The following is a 15,666-nucleotide window of genomic DNA, read 5'->3' as shown; positions in this document are numbered from 1 at the left end:
GCATCCGGAAGACTGTCGGGGCCGGGCACCTGGGGCATCGGCAGCTGGTGCGAAACGCCGGATTCCGGATCGTGATAGGACACGGACATCGCGAAGATCGCCCGGCCGTGCTGCTTGGCAACCACGCGACGCGTCGTGAAGCTGCGGCCGTCGCGGATTCGCTCGACCTCGTAGCCGATCGGCTCCTTCGGATCGCCGCCGAGCAGGAAATAGGCGTGCAGCGAGTGCGGCGGCCGCGTCGCCGGCACGGTCCTGGTCGCGGCAACGAGGGCCTGGGCGACGACCTGTCCGCCGAACACGCGGGGCCAGCCGATGGTCGGGCTGTGTCCGCGGTAGCTGTCCTCGGCGATCGTTTCGAGATCGAGCACGGTGAGAAGTTCGGTGACGATACCAGTCATGCGGCTGCGTTGCCCTCGGCGACGTTGACCCCTACGGAACCGGCTTTGATGGATGGCCGCCGGCGGTCGATAGGGTCCCGACATAGCAGTCTCGCCCACGCAATCCAGGCGATTGTCATCAGCGGGGCACCGGGTCGGCGCCGTGCCGATTGCCCACCTTGTCCTGGCAGGGCGAGGGTGACACCGTGGCGGGAACGGCCGGTGGCAAGGGAGAACGCATGAGCGGTGAGACGACGGCTGAGCCTGGAGTGATGCCCCCAAGGCCTCGGCGGACCATCCTCGTCGCCGGCGCCGGCATCCCGGGTTTGGCGCTCGCCGTCGCCCTGAAGCAGGCGCACGGTCCCGCCCTCGATGTCATGGTCTGCGACCCGGCCCTGGCGAGTGGGGCCGCACGTCACGCCGGGCGGGCCTATGCCGTATCGGCGGCGGGCCGCCGCCTCCTGGATCGCCTCGGGATCTGGGCGGGGATCGTCGGTTCGGCGGAGGCGATCCGCGAGATGACGATCAGCGACAGCCGCCTGGCCGATCCGGTTCGCCCGGTCTTCCTCACCTTTGCCGAAGACGGGGATGCTGCGCCCGGCGACCCCTTCGCCCATATGGTCGAGGCCGAGCCGCTGGTCGGCGCCCTCCTCGCGGCGGCGGAGGCGTGCGGCGTCGATCTCGTCGCGTCCGGAGTCGCGCAGGCGAATCCGGGGGCGGGGCGGATGGCCGTGTCGCTCGAGGACGGCCGCGCCGTCGATGCGAGCTTGGTGGTGGCCGCCGATGGTGCACGCTCGCGTCTGCGCGAAGCGGCCGGAATCGGTTGGGTGGGGTGGTCCTATCCGCAGGTCGGGATCGTCGCGACGGTGGCCCATGAGCGTCCCCATGACGGACGCGCGATCGAGCATTTCCTGCCGAGCGGACCGTTCGCACTCCTGCCCCTCGTCGATGGTGGAACGCTTGGGCACCGCACCTCCATCGTCTGGACGGAACGGACCGCCGACGTCGAGGCCCTTCTCGGCGGCAGCCGCGACGAGACCCTCGCGGAGATCGAGCGCCGCTGCGGCAGCCGCTTCGGCAGGATCGCGCTCGAACGGGAACCGCGCTCTTATCCGCTGGCCTTCGGCATGGCGCGCCGCTTCCAGGCCGATCGTCTCGCCCTGCTCGGGGACGCCGCGCACGTGATCCATCCGATCGCCGGACAGGGCCTCAATCTCGGGCTCGCCGATGTCGCCGCCCTCGCCGAGGGCATCACCGACGCCGTGCGGCTCGGCATGGACCCGGGAAGCCGGGATGTCTTGCTGGCCTACGAGCGCCGCCGCCGCTTCGACAGCTTCGCCATGGCGGCGGCCACGGACGGGCTCAATCGCCTGTTCTCCAACGACGTGCTGCCGCTGCGTCTGCTACGGGATTTCGGACTCGGCCTCGTCGATCGTCTGCCGAGGCTCAAGCGCCGTTTCATCGGCGAGGCGGCGGGGCGCGGCAGGAATCTGCCTCGGCTCCTTCGTGGCGAGGCGCTTTAGGGCACCTCGCCGACCTCGGTTAGGCCTTGCGAGCCTTCTCGCGCTCGATGCCCTCGAGGATGAGGCGATGCGCATCGGCCTTGTCGCCCCAGCGCACGATCTTCACCCACTTGCCGGGCTCCAGATCTTTGTAGTGCTCGAAGAAGTGCTGGATCTGGTGGATGGTGATGTCGGGCAGGTCGGTATAGTTCTCGATCCGGTCGTAGCGCATGGTGAGGTTGCGCGAGGGAACCGCGATGATCTTCTCGTCCTCGCCGGCATTGTCCTCCATGACGAGGACGCCGACGGGGCGGACGCTGATGATGGCGCCGGGCGCGATGGCTCGGGTATTGGCCACCAGCACGTCGCAGGGGTCGCCGTCGCCCGAGAGCGTATGCGGGATGAAGCCGTAATTCCCCGGGTAATGCATGGCGGTGTAGAGGAAGCGGTCGACGACCAGCGCGCCGGCTTCCTTATCCATCTCGTACTTGATGGGTTCGCCTCCGATCGGCACCTCGATGATCACGTTGACGTCGTGGGGCGGGTTCTTTCCGATCGAAACGGCGTCGATGATCATGGTTCGTCCTCTCCCGGGGCGGCGCGGTCCTATGACCCGTTGCGCGTTTCTTAAGGCGCTTGCGCCGCGAAGCAAGTTCACCGGAACCGGTGCATGTGACAATGTAAGGGTTTCGACCGGATCGCCCCATCAGCCCCGGCGGTTGCGCCAGCGCGCCGCCAGGCTCTGCCAAGTCCGTTCGATCCAGCGCGCCGCCTTCTCCAACGGCACCTTCAGCCAAGGGATGTCCTGGCTCAGGAGCGCGAGGCCCACAGGCAGCATCCAGAGGCCGAGGATCGGCAGGATCGAGAAAACGCCGCCGACGATGAACAGGAGCGCTGCGCCGATCCGCAGCCATTGCCGTGACGGCTCGCGCAGCCAGTCGAGTGCCGACCGCAGGCGGGCCGGCAGTTTCTCGCTCAGATGGTCGACGCGCTTGTCCCAGTCGGCGGCCGTCACGTTCATGCCCGGTCTCTCCCGTGCCGGCCACACATTCGATCGCGGCCGCAGTGAGAACGATCGGGCAGCGTGGAGCGTTCAACCGAACCGGTAGCCGATCTTGGGAAGCAGCGCCCCGGAGAGCCGCTCGACGGATTGGCCGACCACGACGCCTCCCTGCCCGACATAGAAGGCGCGCGCCCGTTCATTGTCGGCAAGCGACCAGACCCCGACCCGCGCCATGCCGCGGTCGCTGAGGTCGTTGCGGATCGCCCGGAACAGGCGCCGCCCGAGGCCGAGGCCCTGGTAGTGGGGCGCGATGTAGATCTCGTCGACCTCGCCCGCCGTACGAAGGGTGCCGCCTCGCGCCCGGCCGTAGGAGGCGTAGCCGACGATGGTCTCGCCGGTCTCCACGACCGCCAGTGGGCGCCCGCGCCGTGCCGCAGCGCGCCACCACGCCGGACCGCGCTTGGCGATCATCTGCTCCAGGCAGATGCCGGGGATGATGCCGCGATAGGCCTCTCGCCAGGTTTCGTCGAACACGTCCGAGAGCCGTTCCGCGTCCTCAATGCGGGCGCGGCGGATGCTGGTCGTGCTCGTGCTCATGGCGGATCCCCGCATGTGTCTGGAGAGCGAAGCGTCATCGAAGGACACGATATCGGCGAAGGCAAGGCGGAATCGACGACGCAATCCCGATGCCGCATCCGGAGGCGCCGCCACGGGCCATGTCCCCCGAAGTGTCGCGGAGCCGACACTCCGCGTTGCTCCCCTTAAGGGTGACTGTTAGAGCCGGACTGTCGCTCTCCCGGACTTTGGCTGGCCGTCACCCACGTGTTCAAACGCTTCCTGAAGCCAGAGACCCGATACGCGCGGCGCATGGCGCGGATCGCCCGGTTCGAGCAACCCATCGCCGGCCCCGCGTCCCGGGCGAAGGCTTGGGCGAACATGCTTCTGGTCGATCACGGCATCTTCCGTCTCGCCTATCTCAACCGCCACAAGGTCGGCCAGGGCAAGATCTGGCGCTCCGCGCAGCCGACGCCGCATCAGGTCGCGTGGTTCCGACGTCAAGGCGTACGGACCGTCATCTCGCTGCGTGGTGGGCGCGAGCACGGCTCGTGGCCGCTGCAGCGCGAGGCCTGCGAGCGCGAGGGACTGGCACTGGTGGAGTTCGTTCTGCGCTCGCGCGAAGCCCCGTCACGCGAGACCATTCTGGCAGCGAAGGCGTTCTTCGCGGGCATCGAGTACCCGGCGGTGATGCACTGCAAGTCCGGCGCGGACCGGGCCGGGCTCGCCTCAGCGCTCTACCTTATCCTGCACGAGGGCAAGCCGGTGGCCGAGGCGATGGGCCAGCTCTCGGCCCGGTACGGCCATTTCCGCTTCGCCAAGACCGGCATCCTCGACGCCTTCTTCGACCTCTACCGGCGCGAGGGCGAGGCCAGGGGGCTCGACTTCCTGACCTGGGTCGAGACCGCCTACGATGCGGACGCGCTGGCGCGGGAGTTCCGCGCAGGCTTCTGGTCGGAATTGCTGGTCGACCGTGTCCTCAAGCGGGAATAGCCCCTACTCGGCGGCCAGCCGCGATGCTTCGCGGAACGGATGCGCCGGATATGTCCCGATGACGCGCAATTCCCGCGAGAAATAGCTCAATTCGTCGAGGGCACGGGCCAGCCCGGGATCCTCGGGCCGGCCGTCGACCTCGGCGTAGAACTGCGTCGCCGAGAACTGGCCCTCGACCATGTAGCTCTCGAGCTTCGACATGTTGACGCCGTTCGTGGCGAACCCGCCGAGCGCCTTGTAGAGCGCGGCCGGGATGTTGCGCACCCGGAAGACAAAACTCGTCACCGTCGGGCCGTCGAAATCGGGCACCGCCGGTTCCGGCGCGAACACGCAGAAACGCGTCGTGTTGTGGGTCTCGTCCTCGACGTCGCGCTCCAGGATGTCGAGGCCGTAGACCTCTGCGGCGAGCGCCGGGGCGAGCGCGCCGCGGCTCGGGTCGTGGGCCTCCATCACCTCGCGCGCGGCTCCCGCCGTATCGCCGGCCACCACTGCCTTCAGACCGAGGCGACGGATGATACGGCGGCACTGGCCGAGCGCGTGGATGTGGCTGTGGACGCTCCTCAAGGCCGCGATCGGCGTGCCGGGCAGCGCCATCAGCTGGAAATGGATCGGAAGGAAGTGCTCGGCGACGATGTGGAGCGGCGAGGTCGGGATGAGGTGGTGGATATCGGCGACCCGCCCGGCGATCGAGTTCTCGATCGGGATCATCGCGCGGGCGGCGCGGCCTTCCGTAACCGCCGCGAAGGCGTCCTCGAAGGTCGCGCAGGGCAGCAGCGTCCAGTCGGGAAAGGCCTGCGCGCAGATGATGTGCGAGTTGGCGCCGGGTTCGCCCTGATAGGAGATCGTTGTCTGGGTCATGGCACTCAGTTCAGGCGGCGGGCGGCGAGGAGCGCGCGGGCGCGTTCGAGATCGGCCGGCGTGTCGACGCCGAGCGGTAGATCGTCGACGATGACGGCGTCGATGCGCATTCCGGCCTCGAGCGCGCGCAGCTGCTCCAGCTTCTCGCGCAGCTCCAGTTCGCCGGGCGGCAGGGTCATGAAGCGGCGCAGAGCCTTCCGGCGATAAGCGTACAGCCCGATATGGTGGAACAAAGGCCCCTCCCCCCAAGGCGCCTGCGCCCGCGTGAAGTAGAGTGCGCGCAGGCGGTTCGCGCCGACGCTATGGCCGACGAGCTTGACCACGTTGGGGTCACGCGCCTCCTCGTCGCGGGTGATGACGGCGCAGAGCGTGGCGATATCGACGGCGCGGTCGGCCAGCGGCATGATCGCCGCGCCGATCACCCGGGGGTCGATCGTCGGCAGGTCGCCCTGGACATTGACGACGACGTCGTGGTTGCCGTCCGGGTCGACGATCTCGAGAGCCTCGGCGAGCCGGTCGGAGCCCGACGGATGATCGGCCCGGGTCAGCACCGCGACCCCGCCCCGCTCCTCGATGACCGCCACGATCTCCTCGGCGTCGGTGGCCACCACCACCGGGCCGATGCCGGCCTCGACGGCCCGGCGCCAGACATGCACGATCATCGGTTGTCCGGCGATGTCGGCCAGTGGCTTATTCGGCAATCGGGTGGCGGCCATCCGGGCCGGGATCAGCACGAGGGGATCTGACATCGGTCCCGAGACGTTGGAGCGGCGGTCGACGGTAGAGCCATCGCTCGTGGTGCAGTGATGCCGCCCAACCCGTGGCACGCAACCGTTCTGTGCGGGTGATTAACAGGGGTGAAAGCGGTTGTCATCGCGGGCTCTTGCGGCCCCGATGCCACGCAGCGACTGCGACTTCACGGATTCCGACTCCGGCATTGTCAAGATCGACCCGGAGCGGCTAAGCACCCTCGATCTTTTCCAAAGGTCCGGTGTGCTACAGCCGCTGGACATGACCATGTGCCTGTCCCTTTGGCGCCATCGCCGACGGACGCACCGGAGTTGTCGAGAATGGACTCGTTCGAGCTGAACAAGGTTGCTGGCGCGGTGCTCGGCACCCTCCTGTTCGCGTTGGGGTCGGGTTTCGTGGCCGAGCTGATCTATCACTCGAAGCCCGCCGGGAATGCCGGCTATGCCCTGCCCGAGCCCGTGGCCGCATCGAGCGCCCCGGCCGCTGCCGCGAAGGTGGAGCCGATCGCGGTGCGATTGGCCAGCGCCAGCGCCGATAAGGGACAGGCCGGAACCAAAGCCTGCCAAGCTTGCCACAGCTTCGACAAGAGTGGCGCCAACAAGGTCGGACCCGGCCTGTGGGACGTTGTCGAGCGCAAGCTCGGCAGCCATGCCGGGTTTGAATATTCGGCGGGCCTCAAGGAGAAGGGCGGCGCCTGGGACTATGCCCAGCTCGACCATTTCCTCGAGAATCCGAAGGGTTACATCAAGGGCACAAAGATGGCCTATGCGGGCATCTCGTCGCCCCAGGAACGGGCTAACGTCATTGCCTACCTGCGCACGCTCGCGGAAAGCCCCAAGCCGCTGCCCGCAGCCGAGAAGGCCGAGGCTGCGCCCGCGGCCGAACCGAAGCCCTAACGGCTTCGTTCCACGGAACACGATGACCAGCGAACAGGGCCGGGCAATCCCGGCCTTTTTCATGTCTGCCGCCCGAACCTCGTGCGCCTGTTTCGACGACGTGCGCGCAAGCGCCGAGTTGGCGTTCCCGGTCGGCCCGTCCTAGAACTTCGCACCCTGCCGCACCGAGGTGGCGGGCGCTACGACTTGGGAGACCGACGGATCGTGATGCGTCAGAGCCTGATCGAATCGTGTCGAACCGCATTGCTTGCCGGGTTCCTCGCCGGATCCCTTGCCGTATCGGGGTTTGCCTCGCCAACAAATGCTCAACAGGCGCCTCCCGCCGAAGGCTCGTTCGTCCACGCTTTCACTCTGATGGGCGAACCGAAATATCAGGCCGATTTCAAGCACTTCGAGTATGCCGACCCTGCCGCGCCGAAGGGCGGTCTCGTCCGCCTCGGCGCACAGGGAGGCTTCGACAACTTCAACTACGTGGTATCGGGCCTGAAGGGCGACCTCGAAGGGGGCATCACCCTGATCTACGACACGTTGATGTTGGATTCGGGCGACGAACCCTTCACCTCCTACGGGCTCGTGGCCGAAGGATTGCGGATCGCGGACGACCTGTCGGCGGTCACCTACCGTCTGCGCGAGGGCGCCCGTTGGCACGACGGCGCGCCGGTCACGCCCGAGGACGTGATCTGGTCGTTCGACATCCTCAAGGCCAACAGTCCGTTCTACTCGACCTACTACCAGACCGTGACGAAGGCCGAAGCCACCGGCGAGCGTGAGGTCACCTTCCGCTTCAGCGAGACAGGAAACCGCGAGCTGCCGCAGGTGCTGGGCCAGCTCCGAATCCTCCCGAAGCATTGGTGGACCGGCAGGGACGCGCAGGGGCGCCAGCGCGATGCGACGCAGACCACCCTGGAGATCCCGCTGGGTTCCGGCCCGTATCGCCTGGCCAGGTTCGAGCCCGGCCGCAGCGCCACCTACGAAAGGGTGGCGGATTACTGGGGGAAGGATCTGCCCGTGAATGTTGGGCGCAACAATTTCGGCACCCTGCGCAACGAGTATTTTCGCGATTCCACCGTGCTGATCGAGGCCTTGAAGGGCGACCTCTACGACTTCCGCACCGAGAACGTCGCCCGTAACTGGGCGACCACCTACGAGGATTTCCCCGCCGTGAAGGATGGGCGCCTCGTCAAGGAGGAGTTTCCCGATCGCGGCAACGGCAACATGCAGGCCTTCGTGTTCAACCTGCGCAAGGGGAAGTTCGCCGACGAGCGCGTGCGCCGGGCCTTCAACCTTGCCATGAACTACGAGGAGATGAACCGGGCACTGTTCTTCGGCCTCTACAAGCGGATCGACTCCTACTATTTCGGCTCGGAACTCGCCTCCTCAGGCCTGCCCGGCCCCGAAGAACTGGCAGTGCTCGAGCCGTTCAAGGACAAGGTGCCGGCGAGCGTCTTCACGACGCCCTACGCGAATCCCGTGAACGGCTCGCCTGAAGCCGTGCGCGCGAACCTGCGCGAGGCAGTCCGTCTCCTGAAGGAGGCCGGCTACGAGTTGCGCAATGGCCGGATGACGAATGCGAAGACGGGGGAACCCCTCACGGTGGAGTTCCTGGAGTTCCAGAGCGTGTTCGAGCGGGTGATCCTGCCTTTCGCCGCCCAGCTCAAGCTCATCGGCATCGACTCGTCGCTGCGGGTCATCGACCAGGCGCAGTATCAGAATCGGCTGCGCTCGTTCGATTTCGACATCACCACGAGCTCCTGGCCGGAATCGCTCTCGCCGGGCAACGAGCAACGCGAGTACTGGGGCTCGGCGGCCGCCGACAAGCCGGGCTCGCGCAACCTCGCCGGCATCAAGGATCCCGCGATCGATGCGCTGATCGAGCGGGTGATCTTCGCGAAGGACCGGCCCGGCGTCATCGCTGCGACGAAGGCCCTCGACCGCGTGCTGCTGGCCCACAATTTCGTGGTCCCGCAATGGGCTTCCAGCGTCTCGCGGACCCTGCGCTGGAACCGTTTCGGCAGGCCCTCGGTCCTGCCCCGCTACGGTAGTTCCGGCTTCCCGACCACATGGTGGTACGACGAGGCGCTGGCCGCTAAGACGGGAGCACCCCGTTGAGCGGCGGCCCGTCCCGTCGCACGGTGGTCGCCGGAGGGGTCGTGCTCGCCCTCGCCGGCATGAGGCCAGCGGTGAGCGCCCCTCGGAGCGCCCACGGCCTGTCGAGCTTCGGCGACTTAAAATACCCGTCCGATTTCAGGAACTTCGACTACGTCGATCCCGCGGCACCGAGCGGTGGGCGCTTCTCGGCGCAACTGACCTCGACGATGGGCAACCAGTCGTCCGAGACCTTCAACACCCTCAACATCTACGTCCTGCGCGGCGACGGGGCGCCGGGCATGAACCTGACCTTCGACTCCCTGATGGTCCGGGCACTGGACGAGCCGGACGCCCTCTACGGTCTCCTCGCCCGCTCCGTCGAGATCTCCGAGGACGGCCTGACCTATCGCTTCACCCTGCGTCCCCAGGCGCGGTTCCACGACGGTTCGCGGCTCACCGCGCGAGACGTCGCCTTCTCGCTGATGGTCTTGAAGGAGAAGGGCCATCCCGAGATCTCGCAGGTCATCCGCGATCTGCAGGAGGCGGTGGCCGAGGACGATGCGACGATCGCGATCCGCTTCGCGCCGGGTCGAAGCCGCGACCTGCCCCTGTTCGTGGCGACCCTGCCGGTGTTCTCATCGGCCTATTACGAGGGGCGAGACTTCGAGGCATCCTCGCTGGAACCGCCACTCGGGTCGGGACCCTATCAGGTCGGTCGCCTGGAGCCGGGCCGGTTCATCGAGCTGGAGCGGGTGGGCGACTATTGGGGCGCCGACCTGCCGGTCAATGTCGGGCAGCACAATTTCAATTCCATCCGCTACGAGTGCTTCCGCGATCGTCAGGTGGCCTTCGAGGCCTTCAAGGGCGGCGCTTTCACCTACCGCGAAGAGTTCACGGCACGGGTCTGGGCCACGGGCTACGACTTCCCGGCGGTGACGGAGGGCCGCGTCCGCCGCGAGACCCTGCCCGACGCGACACCGTCGGGAACGCAGGGTTGGTGGATCAATACGCGTCGCGCCGCCTTCAAGGACCCTCGGGTGCGAGAGGCCATCGGCCTGTGCTTCGATTTCGCCTGGACCAACAAGAACCTGATGTACGGCGCCTACAAGCGCACGGCTTCGTATTTCGAGAACTCCGACCTCAAGGCCACGGGCCTGCCCTCGCCGGAGGAACTGGCACTCCTCGAACCCCTGCGCGCCAGCCTGCCGACGCAGGTCTTCGGCGAGCCGTGGAGCCCCCCGGAATCGGACGGTTCCGGCCAGGACCGGACGTTGCTCGGCCGCGCGGCCGGCCTCCTGCGCGAGGCTGGCTGCATTCGGGCGGACAGGGTCATGAAACTTCCCGGCGGCGAGCCACTGGAGATCGAGTTCCTCGACCTTGACCCGAGCCTCGAGCCGCACACCCAGCCCTTCATCCGCAATCTCGGGCTGATCGGGATCAAGGGCCGCATCCGGCAAGTCGACGCCTCGCAATATCAATCCAGGCTCAAGGATTTCGACTTCGACCTCACCGTCCGCCGCTTCTCCAACGGCATGACGCCGGGACCCGAGCTGCGTGAGGCCTACGGCTCACGCGCCGCCGCGACGTCGGGCTCCAACAACCTGGCGGGCATCTCGGACCCCGCCGTAGACGCGCTCATCGCCGCCGTGACCGAGGCGACCTCGCGCTCCGCTCTCACCACGGCCTGCCGCGCGCTCGACCGCGTGCTCCGGGCCGGGCAGTACTGGGTTCCGATGTGGTACGGTGCCACCCACCGGATCGCGGTCTGGGATGTGTTCGGGCGCCCAGCCGAGACCCCGGCCTACGGGCTCGGCGTGCCGGCGACATGGTGGTTCGATGCCGCCAAGGCCCGGCGCATCGGCCGATTATAGGGGCTCGCCTTTGCTCACCTATATCCTGCGCCGCATCGCCCTGATGGTCCCGACCATCTTCGGGATCATGCTGATCACCTTCGCCATCGTGCAGTTCGCGCCCGGCGGGCCGGTGGAGCGCGTTCTGGCCCAGCTTCAGGGTCAGAACGATGCCGGTCTCTCCCGGGTGACCGGCGGTGCGGGCGACCTCGGCGGGGCCGGCATGGCCGGCCGGACAGGGGGCGAGGCAAATTCGCGCTATCGCGGCGCCCAGGGACTCGACCCTGCCTTCATCGCCAAGCTGGAGACGCAGTTCGGCTTCGACAAGCCGGCGCCCGAGCGGTTCGCCAAGATGCTGTGGGACTATGTCCGGTTGGATTTCGGCAACAGCTATTTTCGCGACGTCTCGGTGCTGCAGCTCATCCGTGAGCGGCTCCCGGTCTCGATCTCGCTGGGCTTGTGGATGACGCTCATCTCCTACGCGATCTCCATCCCGCTCGGCATCCGCAAGGCCGTGAAGGAGGGCTCGCGCTTCGATCTCTGGACCTCCGGCGTCGTCATCGTCGGCTACGCGGTGCCGAGCTTCCTGTTCGGGCTCCTGCTCATCATCCTGTTCGCCGGCGGCTCGTTCATGCAGCTCTTTCCCATCCGTGGATTGACCAGCGAGGGCTTCGAGAACTTCACGCTCTGGGGCAAGATCGTCGACTATGCCTGGCACATGACGCTGCCGCTCACCGCACTGGTTCTCGGCGCCTTCGCGACATCGACCCTGCTCACCAAGAACTCGTTCCTCGACGAGATACGCAAGCAATACGTGCTCACCGCCCGCATGAAAGGCCTCACCGAGCGCCGCGTGCTCTACGGTCACGTCTTCCGCAATGCCATGCTGATCGTCGTGGCGGGCTTTCCCGGTGCCTTCATCTCGGCTTTCTTCACCGGGTCGCTGCTGATCGAGACGATCTTCACCCTTGATGGGCTCGGCCTGCTCTCGTTCACAGCCATCGTCGGGCGCGACTACCCGATCGTGTTCGCCACGCTCTACATCTTCTCGCTGCTCGGGCTCGCGGTGAACCTCCTCTCGGACCTGATCTACACCTGGATCGATCCACGGATCGATTTCTCGCACCGCTCGACCTGAGAACGGCCCGTGACCTCGCTCCCCCTCCTCATCAGGCAGGAACACGCCGAGGACGCGCAAGGCATCGACCGGCTCCACGCTCGCGCTTTCGGTCCCGGGCGCTATGCCAGGACGCCGTACCGCCTTCGCGAAGGTGTGAGCCACTGCCCTGAACTGTCCTTCACCGCGCTGGTCGGGACCTTCTTGGTCGGATCGGTGCGGATCGGGCCCATTCGAGTCGGGACGAGCGACGCGCTGATGCTGGGGCCGCTCACCGTCGATCCGAGCTTCGAGGGCCGCGGCATCGGATCCGCCCTGATGCGGCGCAGCCTCGACGCCGCGAGGGCCGGTGGCCACGCGCTGGTGCTGCTCGTGGGCGATGCCCCGTATTATGCGCGCTTCGGTTTCGAGCGAGTCCCGGCCGGAGCTTTGGCGTTGCCGGGACCGGTCGATCCGGCACGGGTGCTGTGGTGCGAATTGCTGGACGGTGCGTTTGCCCGAACGAGCGGCACCGTCCTCAGCCCGCGGTCACCGCAGGTTTGAGTGGGCACGGGGACGTGTTCTTGATCACCCCCCGGGCGATGGCGGTGGGACTTTCCGATCCTGGCTCCCTCACGCTCCTCCTCCGAACTCACATCGTTCGCAGTTTGCGGTGTTGGCGGTTTTTCGATGAACCAGGGCAAGTCCGAGGCTCGACGGGGATCAGCGCGTCACGCCATCCGCCCGCGCCGCCCCTCCACCAGCCACATCGCCAGGACCGCCGCTGCCAGCGCCGCCAGCGCCCACAACCCGAGCGCCAGCGGATAGACCTCGACGCCGCGGATGTTGGCGCTGTCGCTCGGGCGGAAGCCGATCCAGTCGGCTCCGGCAAGGCGGCCGCCGCGCACGCTCTGGAGGCGCGGCACCGAAACGCCGCCATTGACCTCGGCCAGCCGACGGATCGACCCGCCGGTAGCCTCGGCCAAGGGGCGCAGGCGCTCGGTGTCGCTGAAGACGTCGGCGAGCTCGCGCGGGTTGGGCGGCCCGACGCTGACGAAGGCGACGAGCGAGCCCGAGCGCAGCGTGTGCAGCCCGAGTTCGGTCGCCTCGAAGGTGGTGGCGAACAGGCCGGGCTCTGCCTGATCCAAGGTCAGGCTTCTCTGCGTGCCGGCCGGGCCGGTCACCGTCACCGGCTCGGCACTCTCGGCCATGGTCTGGCGCTCGACGCGGACCTCGCGGCCGCGGCCGGTCGTCTGCGCGCGCAACGCCTCTTCCTCAAGGGCCGGCTCCTTCATCAGCCAATGGCCGAGACGGCGCAGAAGGTCGAGATAGGGACCGCCATCTTGGTAACCCCGCGCCCACAGCCAGGCGTGGTCCGAGAGCAGGAGCGCCACCCTGCCCTTGTCTTCGCGGGACAGGGCGAGAAGCGGCAGCGCATCGGCTCCCTGGAGGATCGGCTGGATGCCGGGCTTGGTCTGAGCCGCGACCACGCGCAGCCAGTCGCCCCAGGCCGGCGGCGAGGCCTCTGAGCCGGGAAGCGCTCGCGTCACCGGGTGGCGCTGGCCGGTGCCCGTGAGCGCGGCCTTGTAGGATTTCTCCACCACTCGGCCGTTCGGCTCGCCGGGCAGGATCGCCGAGAGACGGGTCCGCGACAGGCTGGACGTAGAGGCGAATTCCGGCCCGGCCGCCACGAGCAGTGCCCCGCCGTCGCGGACGTAGCGGACGATGTTGTCGAAATAGGCCGAGGGCAACACGCTCTGGTTCGCGTAGCGGTCGAAGATGATGAGGTCGAAATCCTTGATCTTCTGGACGAACAGTTCGCGCGTCGGGAAGGCGATCAGTGAGAGTTCCGAGATCGGGGTGCCGTCCTGCTTCTCCGGCGGGCGCAGGATGGTGAAGTGGACGAGGTCCACGTTCGCGTCGGATTTCAGGAGGTTACGCCAGGTGCGCTCGCCCTGGTGCGGCTCGCCCGAGACGAGAAGGACGCGCAGCTTCTCGCGAATTCCTTCGATCGGGAGGACCGCGCGGTTGTTGATCGTCGTGAGCTCACCCGGCAGCGCCTCGACCTCGATCTCCACGACGTTGGGGCCGCCATGCTCGATCTTCGTCGTGAGCGAGAATGGCTGCCCGGTCGGCACGGCACGGCGATCGATCTCCTCGCCGTCGCGGCGGACGGTGACGACGGCGCTGCCGGTGCCGCCGCGCTCCATCACCTCTGCCTTGATGGCGAGATCCCGCCCGACGATCCCGAAGCGCGGCGCTTCGATCAGCTTGATCTGACGGTCGCGTTCGTCCGGATGCCCGGTGACGAGGACGTGGAGCGGGGCCTTGATGCCGAGCGCTGCGACGGTGGCCGGCATGTCGTGGACGACGCCGTCGGTGAGCATCACCACGCCGGCCAGCCGCTCCGGCGGCACGTCGGCCAGCGCTTGGCTGAGCGCCGTGAAGAGTTTGGTGCCCTCGTCGCCGTCGGTGGCGTCCGGCACGTCGATGAAGCGCGGCTCGATACTCGTGAGGGCACCGAAGCGGCGCTGCAACTCGGCGCGCACGGCATCGGTCATGGTCGTGCGGTCGCCGAGCGCTTGAGAGCCGGACCGGTCGACGACGATCGCCGCGACATCCTTCACCGGCTCGCGATCCTCGCGGACCAGCGACGGGTTGGCGATGGCCAGGAGCACGAGGCCGAGCGCCAGGGCTCGCAGGAGCGCGGTGCGACCACGCGCGACGATGGCGAGGATGCAGAACAAGGCGACGACCGCCTCGGCGACAGCAAGGACTGGCCAGGGAACGAGGGGCGTGAAGCTGAGGCTCAGCATGAGGTGCGGCCTTCAGGACAGTGCAGGTCAACGCAACGCACGCCCCTCCCCTCTCTGCGGGGGAGGGTAGCCCGCGCAGCGGGTCGGGAGAGGGGAGCACCGCCTTCTCCGGAGAGGTCGCGATCCCCCCTCTCGCCCGGCATCCGCCGGGCACCTTTCCCCGCAGAGGGAGGAGGGTTGAACGCGTCAGGCCAATCGAGAACCATCATTGCCCCAGCCGTTCCAGCAGGGCCGGGACGTGGACCTGATCCGCCTTGTAGTTGCCGGTGAGCGTGTAGATCACGAAGTTGATCCCGCCACGAAACGCCATCTCGCGCTGACGCTGGTCGCCGCCGACGATCGGGTAGAGCGGCTCGCCGCGCTTGCCCACGGCCCAGGCGGCGGCGAGGTCGTTGCCGGTGATGATGATCGGTGAGACGCCGTCCCCCGCCCGCGCGGGTCGCCGCTCCGGCCCGTCGCTGGCTGGCGGCAGCGTCTCGACCCAGGTCTGGCCTGTACTGTATCGGCCGGGGAAGCTGTCGACGAGGTAGAAGGCCTTGGTCAGCACGTGGTCGGTCGGCACCGGTTCGAGTTCCGGCACTTCGAGGGTCGCCAGCATATTACGGAGATATAGCGCCTCCGGTGTCGGCGGACCGCCGGCGCGCGCGGTCAGCGCGTCCCGCGTATCGAACAGGACCGTGCCGCCGTTGCGCATAAAGGCGTCGATCCGCCGGATCGCGACCTCGCCGGGCTGCGGGCGGCTCGGAACGACCGGCCAGTAGATGATCGGATAGAAGGCGAGCTCGTCCCGCGAGGGATCGATCCCGATGGGTTCGCCCGGCTCCAGGGCGGTACGGGTGGCGAGCATCTGCGTCAGCCCGGACAGGCCGGCGCGGCTCGCCG

Annotated in this window: 14 protein-coding genes and 1 pseudogene; 7 read left to right on the top strand and 8 right to left on the bottom strand. The window is 67.7% G+C overall.

Features of this window, described 5'->3' with window-relative positions; translation table 11 throughout:
* Window positions 1-398 (bottom strand): acyl-CoA thioesterase (locus ACFE7U_RS12270; protein ID WP_375410010.1); only part of this gene is annotated, 398 nt, incomplete at its 3' end.
* A gap of 218 nt (window positions 399-616) precedes the next feature.
* On the opposite strand from ACFE7U_RS12270, the gene ACFE7U_RS12265 reads away from it, so the two are divergent.
* Window positions 617-1,900 (top strand): FAD-dependent monooxygenase, encoded by a 1,284-nt coding sequence (locus ACFE7U_RS12265; RefSeq protein ID WP_375410009.1) that lies wholly within the window; start codon window positions 617-619, stop codon window positions 1,898-1,900.
* A 19-nt stretch (window positions 1,901-1,919) separates the two neighbouring features.
* Here the strand turns inward: ACFE7U_RS12265 and ppa are convergent, their stop codons facing one another.
* The 3 genes from ppa to ACFE7U_RS12250 all read right to left on the bottom strand — a co-directional run bounded on the left by ppa (window position 1,920) and on the right by ACFE7U_RS12250 (window position 3,479).
* Window positions 1,920-2,456, bottom strand: coding sequence for an inorganic diphosphatase (ppa, locus tag ACFE7U_RS12260; RefSeq protein ID WP_375410008.1), 537 nt, complete (start codon window positions 2,454-2,456; stop codon window positions 1,920-1,922).
* A gap of 129 nt (window positions 2,457-2,585) precedes the next feature.
* Window positions 2,586-2,900 (bottom strand): hypothetical protein, encoded by a 315-nt coding sequence (locus ACFE7U_RS12255; protein WP_375410007.1) that lies wholly within the window; start codon window positions 2,898-2,900, stop codon window positions 2,586-2,588.
* A 72-nt stretch (window positions 2,901-2,972) separates the two neighbouring features.
* Complete coding sequence (locus tag ACFE7U_RS12250) at window positions 2,973-3,479, bottom strand: GNAT family N-acetyltransferase (protein ID WP_375410006.1); 507 nt, start codon at window positions 3,477-3,479, stop codon at window positions 2,973-2,975.
* Between the two features lie 225 nt (window positions 3,480-3,704).
* Here ACFE7U_RS12250 and ACFE7U_RS12245 point away from each other — a divergent pair, with 225 nt between their 5' ends.
* The gene (locus tag ACFE7U_RS12245) at window positions 3,705-4,430 is read left to right on the top strand and encodes a tyrosine-protein phosphatase (RefSeq protein WP_375410005.1); all 726 of its coding nucleotides are present in this window, start codon (window positions 3,705-3,707) and stop codon (window positions 4,428-4,430) included.
* 3 nt (window positions 4,431-4,433) lie between these two features.
* Here ACFE7U_RS12245 and ACFE7U_RS12240 read toward each other — a convergent pair whose 3' ends face one another.
* Window positions 4,434-5,288: a prephenate dehydratase gene (locus ACFE7U_RS12240; protein ID WP_375410004.1), complete on the bottom strand. Its 855-nt coding sequence runs from the start codon at window positions 5,286-5,288 to the stop codon at window positions 4,434-4,436.
* 5 nt (window positions 5,289-5,293) lie between these two features.
* Window positions 5,294-6,037, bottom strand: coding sequence for a 3-deoxy-manno-octulosonate cytidylyltransferase (locus ACFE7U_RS12235; RefSeq protein WP_375410003.1), 744 nt, complete (start codon window positions 6,035-6,037; stop codon window positions 5,294-5,296).
* Between the two features lie 321 nt (window positions 6,038-6,358).
* On the opposite strand from ACFE7U_RS12235, the pseudogene ACFE7U_RS12230 reads away from it, so the two are divergent.
* From ACFE7U_RS12230 to ACFE7U_RS12210, 5 genes and pseudogenes are all read left to right on the top strand, one after another.
* Window positions 6,359-6,928, top strand: a pseudogene (locus ACFE7U_RS12230) (c-type cytochrome); the annotation flags it as partial.
* A gap of 213 nt (window positions 6,929-7,141) precedes the next feature.
* A complete protein-coding gene (locus ACFE7U_RS12225) occupies window positions 7,142-9,043 on the top strand; it encodes an extracellular solute-binding protein (protein ID WP_375410002.1) in 1,902 nt (633 codons plus the stop codon).
* Window positions 9,040-10,893, top strand: a complete 1,854-nt coding sequence (locus tag ACFE7U_RS12220; protein WP_375410001.1) for an extracellular solute-binding protein — start codon at window positions 9,040-9,042, stop codon at window positions 10,891-10,893. Before ACFE7U_RS12225 ends, ACFE7U_RS12220 begins: the two co-directional genes overlap by 4 nt.
* 10 nt (window positions 10,894-10,903) lie before the next feature.
* Window positions 10,904-12,010, top strand: coding sequence for a microcin C ABC transporter permease YejB (locus ACFE7U_RS12215; RefSeq protein WP_375410000.1), 1,107 nt, complete (start codon window positions 10,904-10,906; stop codon window positions 12,008-12,010).
* Window positions 12,011-12,019: 9 nt separating this feature from the next.
* The gene (locus ACFE7U_RS12210) at window positions 12,020-12,532 is read left to right on the top strand and encodes a GNAT family N-acetyltransferase (protein ID WP_375409999.1); all 513 of its coding nucleotides are present in this window, start codon (window positions 12,020-12,022) and stop codon (window positions 12,530-12,532) included.
* 167 nt (window positions 12,533-12,699) lie between these two features.
* Here the strand turns inward: ACFE7U_RS12210 and ACFE7U_RS12205 are convergent, their stop codons facing one another.
* Both ACFE7U_RS12205 and ACFE7U_RS12200 read right to left on the bottom strand, forming a co-directional pair.
* Window positions 12,700-14,784 carry a hypothetical protein gene (locus tag ACFE7U_RS12205; RefSeq protein WP_375409998.1) on the bottom strand — a complete coding sequence of 695 codons (2,085 nt, stop codon included), beginning with the start codon at window positions 14,782-14,784 and terminating at the stop codon, window positions 12,700-12,702.
* Window positions 14,785-14,989: 205 nt separating this feature from the next.
* The coding region (locus ACFE7U_RS12200; protein WP_375409997.1) for a DUF4159 domain-containing protein at window positions 14,990-15,666 on the bottom strand (677 nt) is incomplete at its 5' end.

The sequence above is a fragment of the uncultured Methylobacterium sp. genome, from assembly GCF_964251405.1.
Taxonomy (GTDB): Bacteria; Pseudomonadota; Alphaproteobacteria; order Rhizobiales; family Beijerinckiaceae; genus Methylobacterium.
This window is presented reverse-complemented; position numbering and strand designations above follow the sequence as displayed.